The organism is Burkholderia sp. WSM2230, from assembly GCF_000472445.1.
In the GTDB taxonomy this organism is placed as follows: domain Bacteria; phylum Pseudomonadota; class Gammaproteobacteria; order Burkholderiales; family Burkholderiaceae; genus Paraburkholderia.
This window is the reverse complement of sequence record NZ_AXAJ01000009.1, coordinates 18,028-34,530: the sequence shown is the minus strand read 5'-3', so window position 1 is coordinate 34,530 and position 16,503 is coordinate 18,028. Positions and strand designations below refer to the sequence as shown.

15 protein-coding genes are annotated in these 16,503 nt (G+C 65.3%); 8 read left to right on the top strand and 7 right to left on the bottom strand.

What is annotated here, in order from left to right; genetic code table 11:
- Positions 1 to 13: 13 nt before the first annotated feature.
- Both A3AC_RS30725 and A3AC_RS0118245 read right to left on the bottom strand, forming a co-directional pair.
- Positions 14 to 175 carry a hypothetical protein gene (locus A3AC_RS30725; RefSeq protein ID WP_198018009.1) on the bottom strand — a complete coding sequence of 54 codons (162 nt, stop codon included), beginning with the start codon at positions 173 to 175 and terminating at the stop codon, positions 14 to 16.
- A 15-nt stretch (positions 176 to 190) separates the two neighbouring features.
- Positions 191 to 1,114: an NmrA family NAD(P)-binding protein gene (locus A3AC_RS0118245; protein WP_025600633.1), complete on the bottom strand. Its 924-nt coding sequence runs from the start codon at positions 1,112 to 1,114 to the stop codon at positions 191 to 193.
- Between the two features lie 293 nt (positions 1,115 to 1,407).
- On the opposite strand from A3AC_RS0118245, the gene A3AC_RS0118235 reads away from it, so the two are divergent.
- The gene (locus tag A3AC_RS0118235; RefSeq protein ID WP_025600630.1) at positions 1,408 to 2,301 is read left to right on the top strand and encodes an AraC family transcriptional regulator; all 894 of its coding nucleotides are present in this window, start codon (positions 1,408 to 1,410) and stop codon (positions 2,299 to 2,301) included.
- A 22-nt stretch (positions 2,302 to 2,323) separates the two neighbouring features.
- On the opposite strand, the gene A3AC_RS0118230 is transcribed toward A3AC_RS0118235, so the two are convergent.
- The 3 genes from A3AC_RS0118230 to A3AC_RS0118220 all read right to left on the bottom strand — a co-directional run bounded on the left by A3AC_RS0118230 (position 2,324) and on the right by A3AC_RS0118220 (position 4,548).
- Positions 2,324 to 3,148 (bottom strand): anti-sigma factor family protein, encoded by an 825-nt coding sequence (locus A3AC_RS0118230; RefSeq protein ID WP_025600629.1) that lies wholly within the window; start codon positions 3,146 to 3,148, stop codon positions 2,324 to 2,326.
- The gene (locus A3AC_RS0118225; RefSeq protein ID WP_025600628.1) at positions 3,145 to 3,663 is read right to left on the bottom strand and encodes a sigma-70 family RNA polymerase sigma factor; all 519 of its coding nucleotides are present in this window, start codon (positions 3,661 to 3,663) and stop codon (positions 3,145 to 3,147) included. The genes A3AC_RS0118230 and A3AC_RS0118225 overlap by 4 nt, the downstream gene beginning before the upstream one ends.
- 150 nt (positions 3,664 to 3,813) lie before the next feature.
- Positions 3,814 to 4,548 (bottom strand): anti-sigma factor family protein, encoded by a 735-nt coding sequence (locus A3AC_RS0118220; RefSeq protein WP_025600626.1) that lies wholly within the window; start codon positions 4,546 to 4,548, stop codon positions 3,814 to 3,816.
- A 269-nt stretch (positions 4,549 to 4,817) separates the two neighbouring features.
- On the opposite strand from A3AC_RS0118220, the gene A3AC_RS0118215 reads away from it, so the two are divergent.
- The 6 genes from A3AC_RS0118215 (at position 4,818) to A3AC_RS0118190 (ending at position 12,555) form a co-directional block, all read left to right on the top strand.
- Positions 4,818 to 5,084: a DUF4148 domain-containing protein gene (locus A3AC_RS0118215; RefSeq protein WP_025600625.1), complete on the top strand. Its 267-nt coding sequence runs from the start codon at positions 4,818 to 4,820 to the stop codon at positions 5,082 to 5,084.
- 275 nt (positions 5,085 to 5,359) lie between these two features.
- Complete coding sequence (locus A3AC_RS0118210) at positions 5,360 to 8,839, top strand: DEAD/DEAH box helicase (RefSeq protein WP_025600624.1); 3,480 nt, start codon at positions 5,360 to 5,362, stop codon at positions 8,837 to 8,839.
- A 216-nt stretch (positions 8,840 to 9,055) separates the two neighbouring features.
- A complete protein-coding gene (locus tag A3AC_RS0118205) occupies positions 9,056 to 9,352 on the top strand; it encodes a hypothetical protein (RefSeq protein ID WP_025600623.1) in 297 nt (98 codons plus the stop codon).
- A gap of 250 nt (positions 9,353 to 9,602) precedes the next feature.
- Complete coding sequence (locus A3AC_RS0118200; RefSeq protein WP_332261482.1) at positions 9,603 to 10,418, top strand: peptidoglycan DD-metalloendopeptidase family protein; 816 nt, start codon at positions 9,603 to 9,605, stop codon at positions 10,416 to 10,418.
- Positions 10,419 to 10,546: 128 nt separating this feature from the next.
- The gene (locus A3AC_RS0118195) at positions 10,547 to 11,188 is read left to right on the top strand and encodes a septal ring lytic transglycosylase RlpA family protein (RefSeq protein WP_025600620.1); all 642 of its coding nucleotides are present in this window, start codon (positions 10,547 to 10,549) and stop codon (positions 11,186 to 11,188) included.
- Positions 11,189 to 11,730: 542 nt separating this feature from the next.
- Positions 11,731 to 12,555: an alpha/beta fold hydrolase gene (locus A3AC_RS0118190; RefSeq protein WP_025600619.1), complete on the top strand. Its 825-nt coding sequence runs from the start codon at positions 11,731 to 11,733 to the stop codon at positions 12,553 to 12,555.
- Here the strand turns inward: A3AC_RS0118190 and A3AC_RS0118185 are convergent.
- Together A3AC_RS0118185 and A3AC_RS0118180 are read right to left on the bottom strand one after the other, a co-directional pair.
- Positions 12,479 to 13,459, bottom strand: coding sequence for a LysR family transcriptional regulator (locus tag A3AC_RS0118185; RefSeq protein WP_025600618.1), 981 nt, complete (start codon positions 13,457 to 13,459; stop codon positions 12,479 to 12,481). The genes A3AC_RS0118190 and A3AC_RS0118185 overlap by 77 nt on opposite strands.
- A 104-nt stretch (positions 13,460 to 13,563) precedes the next feature.
- On the bottom strand, positions 13,564 to 14,754 hold the full coding sequence (locus A3AC_RS0118180) for an MFS transporter (RefSeq protein WP_025600616.1): 1,191 nt from the start codon (positions 14,752 to 14,754) through the stop codon (positions 13,564 to 13,566).
- A gap of 177 nt (positions 14,755 to 14,931) precedes the next feature.
- Between A3AC_RS0118180 and A3AC_RS0118175 the strand changes: the two genes are divergently transcribed.
- Positions 14,932 to 15,894, top strand: coding sequence for a GlxA family transcriptional regulator (locus tag A3AC_RS0118175; RefSeq protein ID WP_025600615.1), 963 nt, complete (start codon positions 14,932 to 14,934; stop codon positions 15,892 to 15,894).
- Positions 15,895 to 16,503 lie beyond the last annotated feature (609 nt).

Below are 16,503 nucleotides of genomic sequence, written 5' to 3'. Positions count from 1 at the left end.
CGAACCGCTGTGGCTAAAACAAACCGAAGTCCTCATTGCTGTCGGGAATCGCGCCAAGCAGATCGCGAAGCGCGCGCCAGCCGAACCATCCCGCCAGAGTCAGCGCGATCGCCAGCACGCTGCTGACGTGCACACGCTTCTGCTTCGCCTGGTACCGTAGAACACTGCTCGACATCACCATTCTCCTCATTCAGGCGCTGCTGCCTGGGCCACTTGCTACGCTTGCGCCGCGCACGCCGCGCGGCACAATCATCGCTAACGCCTGCACCAGTGTCGTCGGACCAGAACGCCGTTCGCTCACGCCCGCTTCCACGTCGATGCGGCCGGCGTTATGCGCGTCGTACAGATCGATGATGAGGCGCGCGTGCCCGTCGCCGAGACCGGCCCCTTCGAGCATGGCGGCCCACTGTTCGCGCGGCACCGCGTGCGCCGTGACCTCACGGCCCGTCAATTCGCCGATGGTGCGCGCGACGTCGATGACGCTCACCCGTTTTTCGCTTTCAATGCTCACCATACGCGGCGAATGCAGTGGCAACTTCTCGTCCATCAGCAAATGAGCCGCCAATGCGCCGACGTCCTGCGCCGCAACAGTAGGGAAGCGCTTCTCGAGCGGATGATGCAGACTGGGCAATACACCTTTGGACAAAACAACCGGCAACACACGCGCCCAGTTGTGCATATGCTCGGCTGCACGAAGAAATGTCAGGCGGGTGTCCAGCGTGCGGAGCCGCGTCTCCAGATAGTGGAATAGCGTGGTGATGCCGGTGCCGCTCGCATGCTCAGCGCCGTAATCCGACAGCGCGAGCACATGTTGCGGCAGGTTCGCGCGCAACGCGTCGACGCTCGCGTCGATCATGCCGCGCATCTCGCGCGCCGGGTCGTCGTGAGCGCGCGGCACCGGACACAGTATCTGCACTGCGTGCGCGCCGTCGAGAGCGCGGGTCATGGCCGCGCGATCATGCAGATCGGCGATCGCTACATCGCAGCCCATCTCCGCAAGCGGCGCGGCCTGCGCGGCACTGCGAACCACGGCACGCACTTCGTGGCCGGCGCGCCGCACTTCGGCTGCGCTTACTTTGCCCACATTGCCGGCTGCTCCAAAAATCACGAACACGTGAGGCTCCTTGTCGAATCGTCATGGCCCGATCATAGAGATGCGCGCTGCGCAAAACGCACACGCGAAGATGCGGATGAGCAGATTCGGATGATCGCGCTCGCGCTGCCGCTGTTTTCTGCCGGACGCAAAACGCGAGCCGGGCGCGAGCGACCGCGCAGCGGGCACAGAGTCAACGGAGGGCACGGAGCCCGAAGCACCCGAAGCACCCGAAGCACCCGAAGCACCCGAAGCGCAGCCGCCGAAAACGCGGCACAATGCGCGCAGACCGACCGCCATCCGCGAGGGCAACCATGAGCGCCGTCACACCCGCCGTCACACCGATCCGCACGCAAATCCCACCCGCGCACAGCGGCTCCCGCATCGCTTTGCGCTCCAGCAAAACGCTCGGCTGGCGAGGCTTCGGCGCCGAGCTCGTCAATGTGTCGGCTGGCTTGCACCGGATACCGGCGTTCAAGCATCATCGCGTGGGCGTGCACGTGGGTAGCCCGGTCAGAGCGCGCTGTTTCTGCAACGAGAAACCGCACTCGCGCATTCAGGCGCACGGCGACGCTGATGTGATACCCGCAGGCCTCGACGGACAATGGAGCGACGAATCCGCCTGCACCATTTTCAGCGTGTGGATCGGCGAGGAGTTCGCCTGCAGGACGGTGGAACAACTGGCATTGAAGACAGGCGACGCGCAGATTCGCCCGCAATTTCAGCTGCGCGATCCGCGCTTTCAGCACCTTGCGTGGGCATTGCGCGCAGAGCTGGAGGCAGATGACGCGTCCGATCCGCTCTATGCGGAGAGCCTGTGCACGGCAATGGTCGTGCGTCTGATAGGCGGCGCACCGTCGCTCGACGACAAGCGGCGCACGCTCGCTCCCCGAACGGCGGCACGCGTGACCGAGTTCATCGAAGCGCATCTCGACCGCCGCCTCACGCTGAGCGAACTGGCCGTGCTTGCCGACCTGAGCGTGCCGCATTTCAAGGTGCTGTTTCGCGCGACGCTCGGCATGCCGGTGCATCAGTACGTGGTGCAGCGGCGCGTCGAACGGGCGCGCACGCTATTGCTGCAAGGCCGGCTCTCCGCGAGCCAGGTCGCGCTCGACGCCGGTTTCGCGCACCAGAGCCACATGGCGCATTGGATGGGGCGGCTCCTCGGCATGACGCCGCGCGAACTGATGAAGTCGGGCGCGCGCTGACGCGCCCGACTCATGGTGGACGTCAACCCGGCGGCGCCGCGCCGGTCAGTTGCGCGTACACGTCATGCGAGAGCTGCAGCAACTGCTTGCGGTCGATACCGCCTGACACCGCATAACCGAAATCGCCGTCGACCCAATAGAACACATTGACGGGTCCGTCCTGATACAGCTTGAACGCCGTGGTGTTTGCATTCACCTGACGGCGTGAGATGCACAGCGTCACGCGTTCGCCATTCGGCCCGCGATACATGAATTGAGCCGTCTGGCCGTCCGGACCCGGCAGCAGGCGTCCGCCTGAGAGGGCGAAGCCTTGCTTCGACAGCATCGGCGGATGCACGTTGGTGCCGAGGCGGTTCGCGAGCCACTGCACGAAATCCTGCTCGTGATCGACGCTCATGTCGGTGGGCCGGTCGACGGCCGGCATATACACCACATGTGCAACCGCGGCCTGACGCGCGAACACTTCCGAGCTGTCCGCGCTGACCGGGCGTGTATTTGCCGAACCGGCCACTGGCGCCATTGCGTCCTGCCCCATGTGCGTGCCGAATCCGATGCCGATGCCCAGCACCAGCGCCGCCGCCATGCCCGCGAATTGCGGCCAGTTGGCGGCAATGCGCGAGCGGCGCGGAGCGGCCGGCTGCAAGCGCCTCGGCACCGGTTCGTTCAACACGCGGTCGTAGCGCTCATGGAACAGGCTGTTCAGCGAGAAATAATCGCTGATGCGCGCTGCCAGCTCGGGACTCTGCTCGAGCGCGCGCTCGACTTCGGCGCGCCGTTCCTCGGACAGCGTGCCATCCACATAAGCGTGCAGCTCTTCTTCAGTGATCGGCATATGTTGGTCGCTCATCGCACTACCTGTAGTTTCGCACCGGGCTGGCTGCCCGCCATCAATGCCCGCAGCCGTTCGCGCCCGCGCGAAAGCCGCGACATGACCGTGCCGATGGGTACGTTCAGCGCGAGCGCGACGTCGGCGTAGCTCATTTCCTCGAGTCCGACCAGCAGCACGACTTCGCGCTGCTCCAGCGGCAGACGCTGCAATGCGTAGTCCAGATCGCGCATTTCCAGCGAGCGCGCCTGTTGCGCCGGCACGGCGAATTCGCTTTCGTGGACGCTTTCGTCGTCGACCGCCACATGGACCGCGCGCGAGGATGCCTTGCGCGCCTGATTGGCGAACACGTTGTGCATGATCGTAAACAGCCACGCGCGCAAATCGGTGCCGGGCACGAACATGCCGGTGCGGCCGAGCGCGCGTTCCAGCGTGTCCTGCACCAGATCGTCCGCGAGGTCGCGATTGTTGATCAGCGCCCGCGCGTAGCGCCGCAGACGCGGCACGTGCTCCATTAACTCGTCACGAACATCCATTCTTCATCCCGGTCATGGGGCCTCTCGTGAGCAGGAAGCGGCGGCGCTCTGTCAAAAGCGTCGCTCGCGTTGCTAGTGCAAACACGCTCGAGCGGATTCTATTCCACGCGTGCGGCACGGCACGCCGCGCCCATGCGTGGCTGGCGCGCGTCATTGCATCGTCATGACGTCGGCGGCGCGCATCAGGCCGTGCGTGCGCGCGTTGCCGGCCACCACGAAGCGCTGGCGCTGGGCGGTCCATGTCAGCAGGCGCACGTCGCCGATGCGGCGCGCGGACCATTGCGGCTGCGCCGGCGCGAGCAGGGCGAGCGCCGACAGCACGACCACAGGCTGGTTGTCGGCGTTCAGATAGACGAATCCGGTCGCGCGCTGCAAAAGGCCCAGCGACAGCACGCGCTCATCGACGAGCCGCAACCCGATCGCCTCCAGGTCGGGCGCCGACGGCTCCCTGCGAGTCGGCGTTGCGGCGGGAAAAGGCGCGGCGGCGGTTTCGGCCAGCACCATCACAGCGGCATTGTTGAGCGCCTGCTGCGTGACCTGCATGGCCGCTAGCCAGCCGGCCAGCGCAAAGCACGCAATGACGAGCACAAGCAGCGCCCGCCATGTCTTGCGCAAGCGCGGCTTCGCCACGGCCTTGCCCCGGCGGCTCGGCGCGTTGCGCCCGCCGTTCAGGGCGACAGCGGCGGGTTCGTCGGCGGTCTGAAAGGAACGCTGAATCTGCTCGTTGAGCTTGCCGTAAAAGGCCACGCGGCGGGCTTCGGCCGGATCGCGAATCAGGTAGTCGCGCAAGAACGCGGCGCGTGCCGGCGACAACGTGCCGTCGGCGTAGGCCTGAATGTCGGCTTCGGAAAGCGGCGAATCGGCGGGGGCGTCGGTTGGTTTCATGATGAAAGCTCTCCGGTCGGAATCCGGCTATGAGGTGCAAACACGGTCGCGGGCCCGCTTATTCCGCTCGCTCGACGGCGCGCACCGAACGCTTTCACCGCGTTTCACCATGCAATCGACGCACTGCGCGAAGGCGAGCGAACGCCCTCGCAGGGCGCTTTATTCCGTGGTCCGGAAATGTTTTTCGCATGAGCCTCGCACAGGAATAAAAGCCGGAAAAGCGTGGTTCTCCCTGATGCAAACCCGCACATCACTCACTGGAGTCCATCATGAAGAAGTTCGCTTTGGCCGCATTGTCTGTCGCCGTCCTGGCTGCATCGTCGAATGTTTTTGCGCAAGGGAAGACTCGCGCCGAGGTCTACCAGGAACTGATCGAGGCGCAACAGAACGGCCTTGATTACGTGACCGACGCGTCGTATCCGGATGTCAGCCCTGTGTTCGCGCATCAGGTCGAGCAGCATAAGCAGGCGCTGGCCGCCGAGGCGGCTGCGAGCCGCATGGCAAGCGAAAGCGCGTCGGCTGACAAGATGAACTGAGCATACTGGAAAGCAGGCGCGCCGTGGGCGGTGCGCCTGCGCAAACCCAAACTCAAACTGCAAACCGCGCCCTCATCAAACCGCGCCGCCCCCTCAAACCGCGCCGCCCCACGAGCGCCACCTCACACAGCCGAATCCCGTCAACGCGTAAAATGACCGGTTATCACTGGCGAACGATGCCTCGGGGCGAACCTAGGCGGTGGACAGCGCGCCGTCCGCCGGACCGATCCCCGTGTGTCGCTTGCCTTCGCCGGCTTGAAAGGGGATGCCCGCTGATGTCGTCAGTTTTCTTCGATCGGGAACGGATTGCAGACTGGCTCGGTGACAACACCGTGGCCAAGGCGCGCGCGGTCGGCCCCGTCAGCAACGTGCAGTGGCATGGAGCCACGCTGACGGGCGACGTGCAGGGCAGCCAGCCGCAGCCCTACAGGACACGCGTGCGCTTTCGTACGGACGGCGGCACGCCTTGGGCGCAGAGCGACTGCAGCTGTCCCGTCGGCCGCAATTGCAAGCATGTGGCCGCGCTGCTGCTCGCCGAACTCGAGTATCACGACGAGATGGACCACATCGTTCGCATGGACGACGCTGAGCGCGACGACAGCGCCCCCATGGTGGCAAGACCGCCCATGACGGAGCGCTTCGGCCCGCAGCAGGGCGTGCGCCCCGAACTCGTCAGTTGGCTGGAGCGCTTTCGCGCCCGCGCGGAGGCCGCCGACGCTGCCGCCCAGAAGGCGACGGCCGCGCGCACCGAGACGCTCGCTTACCGGCTCAACTGGTCCGACTTCCACATGCGTCACGAGGTCGTGCTGTACCGCGCGCGCTGCGACGCCGACGGCAAGATCGTCGAAGTCGGCGAGACGTGGGGCAATGTCGAGTCGGCGCTGCTCAAGCAACCGAGGTTCGTGTCCGACGAAGATCTGTCCATTCTGCGCGGGCTGTGGCTTGGCCGTGCGCGCGAAGACTTCGGGCAATTCATCCTGCGCGGCACGAGCGGCGCGGAGATGCTGCAAAAGCTGATCGCCACCGGGCGCCTCTTTTTCGACTTCACGGTCGCGCCTCATGACGATGCGCCAACGCCGCTCGTGCGTGCCGCCGACCGGCCCGGGCGCATCGAATGGGAGCCGCTCGCCGACCAGCGGCTGCGTCCCGTTCTATGCACTGAGCCGCGCGCCACCATGGTGCTGCCGACCGAGCCCGTCTGGTACGTAGATGGCGCGGCGAGAGAGGCGGGCATCGTGCGTTCGTCGCTGCCGTTCCAGCAATTGCCCGATTATCTGGCCATGCCGCCCATCTCGCTCGCCGAAGCGCCGCTCGTCGCGTCGGTGCTGCGCGAGGTCGCGCCGGACTTGCCGTTGCCGCCCACCAACGAAGCGTCGGCGATCCGCGTGATCGACGTGGAACCCGTGCCTGTGCTCACGCTCAACAGCCACGCGCTGCCTTCTGTGGCCACGGCAGCCAGGGCGGCGAAGGGGCAGGCGGTGGAGCTGGCCGGCGTGAGCTTCGACTACGACGGCGTCAGCATCAACGTGGACAGCAGCGTGACGCTTGTGCCGGTGCCGGGCGGCGAAGTCATTCATATTCGCCGCCGCTACGAGGTCGAGAAAAAGCGCCTGCTCGAACTGCGCAAGACCGGGCTGCAGAAAGTGCCGACGAGCCGCGTGTTCGCGTCGCGTCTGTTGCCCGATACGATGCTCGGTTTGCCCGATGCCGAGGCGTGGTCCGTGTTCGTCAACGAGGCCGTGCCGGATCTCGTCAGCAAGGGCTGGCGTGTGACGATGGCGCCGGAGTTCCGCTACAACGTCATCGAAATCGATGCGATCGACGGCACTGCCCATCAGGCGGGCGACGGCTGGTTCGATCTGGAAATGGGCATCCGCATCGGCGAGCGCAATGTGCGGCTCGAACCGCTGCTCGCCGATCTGTTTCGCCGCGACCGGCGCTGGCTTGGCGGCGCGCTGGACGCGATTCCCGACGACGAGCCGATCGAGCTGAAAACCGAGGAGAACAAGCGTCTGCGGCTGCGCGCGGATCGGCTGAAGCCGGTGGTGCGCGTGCTCGTCGACCTGTTCGACTCGCTCGGCGGGGCGCTGGCCGAAGGCGCGCCGCTGCGCGTGCCGTCCGTCGACGCGGGCCGTCTCGAGGCGCTGAACGACACCGGGCGCTGGCAGTTTCGCGGCGACGATTCGATCCGCCAGCTCGCTGAGCGCCTGCAAGCCGGTCCGCGCCTGCGGGACGTGCCGGTGCCCGCGGCCCTGCGCGCGGAATTGCGCGGGTATCAGCAGCAGGGTTTGAACTGGATGCAGTATCTGCGCGAACAGGGTCTCGCCGGCGTGCTCGCCGACGACATGGGCCTCGGCAAGACCGTGCAGACGCTCGCGCATATTCTCGCCGAGCGGGAGGCGGGGCGGCTCGACAAGCCCGCGCTGATCGTCGTGCCGACCACGCTCGTGCACAACTGGCGCGAGGAGGCGCGGCGCTTCGCGCCCGAGCTGAAGGTGCTGGTGCTCAACGGCCCACAGCGCAAGGAGCGCTTCGAGCAGATCGGCGAACACGAACTGATCCTGACCACCTACGCGTTGTTGTGGCGCGATCAGAAGGTGCTGGCCGGACACGAGTACCACCTGCTCATTCTCGACGAAGCGCAGTACGTGAAGAACGCCACGACGAAGGCCGCACAGGCGATCCGCGGTTTGACCGCGCGCCACCGCTTGTGTCTGACCGGCACGCCGCTCGAGAATCACCTCGGCGAACTGTGGTCGCAGTTCGACTTTCTGCTGCCGGGCTTTCTCGGTACGCAGAAGGACTTCACCCGCCGCTGGCGCAACCCGATCGAAAAGAATAACGACGGGGTGCGCCGCTCGTTGCTCGCACGCCGCATCCGGCCATTCATGCTGCGGCGTCGCAAGGACGAAGTCGCGAAAGAGCTGCCGGCCAAGACGACGATTGTGTGTTCCGTCGATCTGGAAGGCGCGCAGCGCGATCTGTATGAAACCGTGCGCACGGCGATGCAGGAGCGGGTACGCGCCGCGGTGAGCGCGCAGGGCCTCGCGCGCAGTCACATCATCGTGCTTGATGCGCTGCTCAAGTTGCGACAGGTGTGTTGCGATCCGCGCCTCGTGCGCACGCTGCGAGGCGCCGACGCTGGCGGCGAAGCTCACGAGGACTCGCAAGGCAAGCCCGCGCGAGCTTCCGACAAGCCGGAGAAGGCCGCCCGAATCACGCGTTCGGCCAAGCTCGATCTGCTGCTTTCCATGCTGCCCGAACTGATAGAAGAAGGACGCCGCGTGCTGCTGTTCTCGCAGTTCACAGGCATGTTGTCGCTGATCGCCCAAGCGCTCGATGAAGCCGCGATCCCGTACGTGATTCTGACCGGCGATACGACGGACCGGATCACGCCTGTGCAACGCTTCCAGCAGGGCGAGGTGCCGTTGTTCCTCATCAGCCTGAAAGCGGGCGGCGTGGGCCTGAACCTGACCGCCGCCGACACCGTGATTCACTACGATCCGTGGTGGAATCCGGCCGCCGAGAACCAGGCCACCGACCGCGCGCATCGCCTCGGTCAGGACAAGCCGGTGTTTGTCTACAAGCTGATCGCGGCGGGCAGCATCGAGGAAAAGATTGTGGAACTGCAGGAAGAGAAGGCCGGGCTCGCGGACAGCATTCTCTCCGAAGACGCCGCCGGCGCCGCCAAATTCTCCGACGACGACATCGACGCATTGTTCGCGCCGATGCCCGAACTGGAAGGCGGAAAGTGACGCGCGCGGCCGCCAGGGCCGCGCCTGCCGACGCCAGGCGATGCCATTTCGCCGCACTCAAATCTCACCACATTTGACCTGCGATTGTTCAAAGGCGTCACAAATCGTCAAGGAATGCTGAGTTTCGCCTGATGGCGTCAACGGTTTCTTTTCGTACTCGTTGAACACGCGACCATTCACCGGTCAGTCAATGCATACGTTAAGGAACATACCGTAATGAACAAGCAACTTCTCGCCGCCGCCGTCGCCGGCCTGTTCTCCATCGCAGCGTTCGCGCAGAGTTCCGCGCCCGCAGCGGCTTCCGCGCCGCAAGCCGCAACGCTGCACGCAGCGCCGGCGGCTGTTGCTGCAAGCTCTGCCGCTGCCAATGAAGCAAAGCCGGCGGCCACGCACCATCACGCGAAGAAGCATAAGCACGCACACAAGCATGCGCACAAGCATGCAGCGTCGGCCGCCCATGGCGACGACAACGCTGCACCCGTCGCCGACGACGCAGCACCCGCCAAGCCGTAAGTTTCGCGCCGCTTATCGAAGCTGTTGGCGGGCCTGCTAGCGAGCCTGCTGGCAAGCCTGCTCGCAACCCTGTAGCGAGCCCGCGAAAGAGCGGATCGATGCCCGGCATCGATCCGCTTGCACCGATCCAGGCCGCAGCGGCGCTAACGCGCCGTGACGCCCATTGCATCTGCTTCCACAGAAGAAGCACGAGCGCGCTGCCGCCGCTCGTCAAGAACACGATCTCTTTCTAGTCCTAATGAAAATCAGTTTGTCCCGATGTGCCCAACCGCTCGTCACGATGCTGCTTGCGTTGTCATTGTCCAGCCCGCTGAGCGCCTGTTCCCTGCGCTCGCCGGGCGCGCCGTTGAGCGATGCGCCGGCCGGCGAGCAGATGGATCCGATCGCGGCGATCGCGACCGGCAGTGCACTGGCGGCGCAGGGCGAAACGGCGGTGCCCTCGGGGTTTTATCGAGTGAATCCGGGCGATACCTTGACGGCGATTGCGCGAGACTTTGGCCGCGACGTCTCGGCGGTTGCGCGGTGGAATCGTCTTCCCGCCGATGCCGGGTTGCGAACCGGACAGATACTGCGGGTCGCGCCGCCGCCCTCGAGCGCTTCGGGCAACCCGGCCGCAACGAATGCGCGTACGCCGGCGAGCGCGGATAAGCGTGCGGACAAGCGCGAGGACACAGCGTCCGGCACCGCGCGCGATGCCAAAGCAAGGCTTATGTGGCCGGTCAGCGGCGCGGTGGAACAGCCGTTCGTTGCCGGCAGGACCAAAGGCGTGACACTCGCCGCGTTCGCGGACGAGCAGGTGAAGGCTGCGGCGAACGGCAAGGTCGTGTATGCGGGCGGCGGCATTCCGGGCTACGGCCGGCTGGTCATCGTCAAGCATGACCCGCACTTGTTGACCGCGTACGGCAATAACCGCGCGCTGCTCGTCAAGGAAGGCGCGCTCGTCAAGAAAGGCCAGGCGATTGGGCAAGCCGCGACGGACGCGAGCGGCGACGCATCGATGCGTTTCGAAGTGCGCCAGGACGGCAAGGCTGTCGATCCGCTCCTCTACCTCCCCAGGCGCCGTTAGCGGGGGCTTGGTCCCGCTTGTTGCCGCTTGTTGCCGCTGCTTCTTCCCGTTATCCCCGAACCAAACCAAACCAAACCGGACGCGACACGCCGTGCTGTCCATGCAGCATGACGCGTGCGACGACGCTCATGACACTTGACTCTTGCAACCGTTCCCAACGCCGTCTTTCATTGACGCTCGCTTTGCTAGCTGCCGCGCTCGCGCTTGCCGGCTGCGCACAACCCGGCGTCGACGCAGGTCCGCAAGGGGCTGAGCCCACGGCCATGCACATGTTGGAAGGCGCGCCACGGCATGCGTTCCAGCACGACGATGGTGCGGTTCCAGACAGCGCTGCGCAGCCACTGCATTCATCGGCTACGCAGCCCGGCACGGACGCGCAGTCCACGAACGACGATTCGCCCATCGTGCCGGCCTGTGCTTGCAGCAAAGGCTTTCGGCAGACCGGCGTCGCTTCATGGTACGGCAAGCTCTTTCACGGCCGCCGCACCGCGAGCGGCGAACGCTACGACATGCATGCATTGACGGCCGCGCATCGCACGTTGCCGTTAGGCGCATGTGTGCGTGTCACGTTGCTCGCGCGCATGCGTTCGGTCGTAGTGCGTATCAACGACCGTGGCCCGTTCGTGCGCGGACGGATCATCGATCTTTCGTATGCTGCCGCCGAAGCGCTCGGCGTTCGCGCGGCGGGCGGCGCGCAGGTCAGGCTCGAGCACATCGCGCCCGTGCGCGGCGCGGACGGCGCACGCCGCTGTATGGATCTGCCGGCCTGACGTTGCCCTTTACCCATCGATGCACGCCGGTTTCATCCGGCTTACGCGCAGGTGACAAGGGCCAACGGTTTGTCACCACGGCACCGCGCGGACTGTAACAAATCATCGCGTGTGTAAAACGGGCGGGTTTCGCAGCGTCTGGCCGTCGTTTTTTAAGGCCGCATGCAGCGCTGCCGGAGCGCGGGGCACGCTCGCATCGTGCGTAAAAAGTACCGCACGTCTCGTTACAAACGCAGTTATTTCATCTTGAGGAAGCTTTTCGTTGCAGTTATTTTTGGTCCACTCGTGTGGGCAGCCCCCGCGAGCGTGTGATGTTTTTGAAGCGGCGTCGTCCCGTCAAGGGAACGACGCCGTTCTTTTATGCAAGCGAGCCTGAGGCCTGGCAGGCCGGCCGCGGTCCGATTCGATCGCGACATGATCGACGGTATAAACGCGCGCGCCGCTTATCAGTTGAAGCCACGAAATCCACAATGCGCCCACGGTTGCGGGCGAGCCCGAACCGCTTCACACACGCGCGAAGCGCATCGGCAAGGAGCAGGGCAATGGACATTCGAACGAGGGCAACAACGGTTCATATCAGCGACGAAGGCAGCGGCGAACCGGCGCTGGTGTTTCTGCACTATTGGGGCGGATCGTCGCGCACGTGGGACGCGGTTGTGAGCGAACTGGCGGGCGCGTATAGGAGTGTGGCGGTCGATCATCGCGGATGGGGCTATTCGCACGCGCCGCAGCAAGGCTACGCAATCGCGGACCTGGCAGACGACGTGCAGGACGTCATCGAAGCACGGCGGCTTTCGCGCTACGTTCTGGTCGGTCACTCGATGGGCGGCAAGGTGGCGCAACTGGTCGCCTCACGCCGGCCGCAAGGACTGGAGGGTGTCGTGCTCGTGGCGCCGTCGCCGCCGTCGCCGACCATTCTTTCCGACGAACAGCGCGCCGCAATGGCCGCTGCTTACGACTCGCGCGAATCCATCGCGTGGGTGCTGGATAACGTGCTTACCGCCAATCCGCTCGACGCCCGGCTGCGCGAGCAGGTCATCGTCGACAGTCTGCGGGGTGCGCCGCAAGCGAAGGCGGCCTGGCCCAACGCTGCCATGCGCGAAGACATCAGGCAGGAGGTTGGCTTAATCGACGTTCCGGTGCTCGTGGTGGGCGGCGAACTCGATCAGGTCGACCCTATCGAGACGTTGCAAAAGGAAGTGCTGCCGCGCATTGCCGGCGCGCGCCTGGACGTGCTGCTGGGCACTGGACATCTGTCTCCGCTCGAAGCGCCGTCGGCGCTCGCGGCTATCATCCGGCAGTTTCTCGGCGAGTTGCAGGCTTGGCAACGTGCGAGCGGCGCACCCGCGCGGGCGGCGACTGTCTGAAGCGGTCCCACGGCGGCTCGTCGCCGAAAGCAGCGGCGAGGTAGTCGAGGAAGTGCCGCACTTTCAGCGGCAGATGTCGTGCGCTCGGATACACCGCCTGAATCGTCAGCTCGGATGCATGGTATTCAGGCAGCAGTTCGACGAGTTTTCCGCAGGCAATCTGCTCGCCGAATACGAAAGTCGGTCCATACACGATGCCCGCGCCGGCAAGCGCCGCGGCAAGCAGCATCTGGGTGTTGTTGGCTGCAAGGCGGGAAGGTCCGTCGATCACATGTGGGCGTTGTTCGTTGTCGAACAGTGTCCAGTCGCCGACCGAGACGGCTTCGCTGAACGTGAGCCGCGGCGCCCGCCGCAAGTCGTCGGGATTGCGCGGCATGCCATGGCGCTTCAGGTAGTCTGGCGACGCGCAGATCACCATCCGGCACGGCGCCAGCCGCCGCGCGACCAGCGCCGAATCGGGCAGGCGCCCGATGCGCACCGCCACGTCCACGCCGCTTTCCAGCAGGTCGACATAACGGTCGGAGAGCGACACTTCGACTCTCACCTGCGGACATTGCTCCATATACCGCGCGAGCACGTCGCCCAGGTGCATGGCCCCGAAGGTGACCGGCGCCGCCACTCTGAGCACGCCGCGCGCGGCGCCGTGCGCGTCGCTGGCTTCGCGGTTGGCCTCGTCGTAGGCTTCGAGAATCCGCTTGCATCGCTCGTAATACGCGTGGCCGACGTCCGTCAGGCTCAGGCGGCGCGTACTGCGTTGAAGCAGTCTCGCGCCCAACTGGGCTTCGATCGCGCTGACGTACTTGCCGGCCATGGCGGCGGACAGGCCAAAGCGGCGCGCAGCCGCCGCGAAACTGCCTTCGTCGACGGCGGCGACGAATACTGCCATGCCGGTCAAACGGTCCATTCGTTCCTCGATTCGATAGCGCGGCTATCCGCTGCGTGAGGGTGCAGAAGAGAGCGGAAAACCGCGATTATCGACCGAAACGAATGAGCGTTGCGTTGCCCGGCTCAGGCAGGCTCGGTCTCGCGCTCTAGAGCCGTGCGCGGCGCCGTTTGCGGCCGCTCGATCCGCCGATGCGCGGCCTCGGCAAGCACCCACGCGAGCGCGACCAGCGCTGCTGCCACGACGCTCAGATAGCGCCCGCCGATTGACTGCAGCACCGCGCCGCCGAGCACGCCGGAGCAGGCGAGGCCCATATACGTGGCCGTACTGTTGAGCGCCAGCAGCAGGGGCGCGACTTGCGGCGAGAGCTGCACGAGCCGGTGCTGCTGCGGAACGATGAGTCCCCAGCCGCAGATTCCCCACACCGTCAGCGCAATCGCCGCGCTCAAAGCGTGAGCCGACGTCCACGGCAGCGCGCAGAAGTTGACGGCGGCCACGCACAACATCGCGTTGATGATGTGGCGGCTCCTGAACCTGTCGACAAGCCGTCCCGCCCACAGATTGCCCGCCGTGGCGGCCACGCCCCACAACAGGAACATGCCCGCGAGAACGCGCTCGTCGCCATGCGTCACACGGTTCAGCACGACGCCCGCATACGTGTAGACCATCAGAAAGCCGCCGAATGCGAACAGCGAAGTGAGCAACGTGAGCGCGATGCGCAGGTCCCGAACCGGCGCGAGCCGCTCCCGCAACGTGATAGATCGAGGCTGCGTGACGGAGGGCAACATCGTCCATACGCCGATCATCGCGACCAGCCCGAGCAGCGTGACGAACCAGAGCGTGGTTCGCCAACTGCCGAATCCGCCGATAAACGTGCCGATGGGCGACCCGAGCGCAGTGGCGCCCGTCAGGCCCGCCGTGACCGTGGCGAGCGCGCGGCCGCGTCTTTCCGGCGCGGCGAGCGCGGAGGCCACGCCCAACGCAGTAGGAGAAAAGAGCGCCGCACCGAAGCCGGCCAGTGCCCGCGCGAAGAGAACCGGGTGCAGTTCGGTAGCCATCGCGCTGATCGCATTGCCGACCACGAAGATGCTCAACGCGGCGACCAGCAAAAGCTTGCGCGGCCATGCGCCGGCGACGGCCGCCATGACCGGCGCGGCCACCGCGTAGGTCAACGCATAAAACGTCACCATCAGGCCCGCCGCGCTGACGGAGCTATGCAGCGATGCCGCGACGTTCGGCAGTATGCCGGCGACGACGAAATTGTCGGTGCCCATGGCGAACATGCCCAGTGCGAGTATCAGTAATCGACGGTCCATGAGAAGGTTTCCACCCAGCCAGTTCAGTTCCGATGCAAGGCAGCCGCAGTTGCCGCGGCTGCCTCGGTCCTGCGCGCGTCCACGTGCCGACGCGAGGTATGGGCCAAGCATAGCGTCCGTTGACCGCGTCTCAAATGTCATATATACCTGCAATTCAGGACATGGCCGGAGTCGCGCATGCACAGAATCGGTTTCGTCGTATTTCCCAACTTTTATCTGATGGGCTTCGCGGCGGTCACCGCGTTCGAGGTGGCCAACGGCGTGCTCGAAGAGCCCGCGTACGAAGTGACGCTGCTCTCGGAGACGGGCGGGCTCGTGCTGTCGTCGGCGGGCATCCGGGTGGAGACGCAGCCTTTCGGCGACGCCACCTTCGACACGGTGATGTTCGGCTCGGGCGTCGACATCGACCTGAGGTCCGCGGCGCTCACCGAATTCGTCAGACGCTCGCTTGAGACATCGCGGCGGATCGCGGCGCCCTGCACGGGCGCGTTTGTCCTCGCCGAGGCGGGCGCGCTCGACGGCCGGCGCGCCACGACCCATTGGCGTTTCGCCAACGATCTGCAGCGCCGCTTCCCGAAGATCTCTGTGGAGGAGGACCAGATTTTCATCGTCGACGGGCCGATCTGGACGTCCGCGGGCATGACGGCCACCATCGACATGGCGCTCGCCATGATCGGGAAGGACCACGGCCAGGACGTGTCGCGCACGGTGGCGCGCAAGCTCGTCGTCTATCACCGGCGCGCGGGCGGACAGTCGCAGTTTTCGACCTTGCTCGACCTCGATCCCAAGTCGGACCGGATCCAGAAAGCGATCGACTATGCGAACGCCAATCTGCGCAATGCATTGACCGTCGAGGAACTCGCCGACGTCGCCGGCTTGAGCCCGCGCCAGTTCAGCCGGGCCTTCAGCGCCGAGACGGGGCAGTCGCCCGCGAAAGCCGTCGAGCATTTGCGGGTCGAAGCGGCGAGACTGATGCTGGAGAAAGGCCGCCTCTCGCTGGATGTAATCGCGGACCAGGTCGGCTTTGCCGACCGCGAGCGGATGAGGCGCGCGTTTTTGCGCACGACAGGGCAGCCGCCTCAGGCGGTGCGTCGTTTGAGCCGGGAAACGCACGGGGCGTCGGCGCAGCGTCAGGCGTGATTGCGCGCGACGGCAATCACATGCGCCTGGAAATTCCGGTATGCGACAGACGCGAGCGCGGACCCGTCGCGCAAGCTCATCCGTATAGAAGCGTGCTTTTCCAGCATGGCCAGGCGGATTTGACAAAGCTTAAACGATTTATTTTGAGACAGTTCCTATACTGACTCACGAAATGTCAAACCGCTGATTCCGAATCCTGGCGGCGGTTTGAAAAAGAAAGGCGGCGGGGCCAGCACCAGGCGAGAGAGACCACCGGATCCAAATAACGCCGGATAGGCAGACATACCCGGCAGCGGAACCTGAGAGATAAACCGAAAGGCGAACACAGAGGCGCCGCAGTGAGGGAGTCGCCACGAAGCGGCATGCAGGCGGCGTGCAGGCAACATGCAGCGGGCGAACAGGCGACATGCAGCCGACATGCAGTCGACATGCAGACAATATGCGCCCAGCATGAAAAGCAAACATGCCAGCAGCATGAAAGCGGCGCGCAATTGAAAGACGCCGCGCCGCGAGCCGTTTAATGGTATCCGGCGAAAACAGCCGTTTTTTCGATTATGATTATCGCCGGTTTGATAATCGCTGCTCCTGAATCAAAAAATGCGCGCTAAT

Bases quoted from the DNA above. Each gene is read 5' to 3' on its own strand.
- A3AC_RS30725 (WP_198018009.1), bottom strand. From the start codon at position 175: ATGTCGAGCAGTGTTCTACGGTACCAGGCGAAGCAGAAGCGTGTGCAC.
- A3AC_RS0118235 (WP_025600630.1), top strand. From the start codon at position 1,408: ATGAGCGCCGTCACACCCGCCGTCACACCGATCCGCACGCAAATCCCA.
- A3AC_RS0118230 (WP_025600629.1), bottom strand. From the start codon at position 3,148: ATGAGCGACCAACATATGCCGATCACTGAAGAAGAGCTGCACGCTTAT.
- A3AC_RS0118225 (WP_025600628.1), bottom strand. From the start codon at position 3,663: ATGGATGTTCGTGACGAGTTAATGGAGCACGTGCCGCGTCTGCGGCGC.
- A3AC_RS0118220 (WP_025600626.1), bottom strand. From the start codon at position 4,548: ATGAAACCAACCGACGCCCCCGCCGATTCGCCGCTTTCCGAAGCCGAC.
- A3AC_RS0118215 (WP_025600625.1), top strand. From the start codon at position 4,818: ATGAAGAAGTTCGCTTTGGCCGCATTGTCTGTCGCCGTCCTGGCTGCA.
- A3AC_RS0118210 (WP_025600624.1), top strand. From the start codon at position 5,360: ATGTCGTCAGTTTTCTTCGATCGGGAACGGATTGCAGACTGGCTCGGT.
- A3AC_RS0118205 (WP_025600623.1), top strand. From the start codon at position 9,056: ATGAACAAGCAACTTCTCGCCGCCGCCGTCGCCGGCCTGTTCTCCATC.
- A3AC_RS0118195 (WP_025600620.1), top strand. From the start codon at position 10,547: ATGACACTTGACTCTTGCAACCGTTCCCAACGCCGTCTTTCATTGACG.
- A3AC_RS0118190 (WP_025600619.1), top strand. From the start codon at position 11,731: ATGGACATTCGAACGAGGGCAACAACGGTTCATATCAGCGACGAAGGC.
- A3AC_RS0118185 (WP_025600618.1), bottom strand. From the start codon at position 13,459: ATGGACCGTTTGACCGGCATGGCAGTATTCGTCGCCGCCGTCGACGAA.
- A3AC_RS0118180 (WP_025600616.1), bottom strand. From the start codon at position 14,754: ATGGACCGTCGATTACTGATACTCGCACTGGGCATGTTCGCCATGGGC.
- A3AC_RS0118175 (WP_025600615.1), top strand. From the start codon at position 14,932: ATGCACAGAATCGGTTTCGTCGTATTTCCCAACTTTTATCTGATGGGC.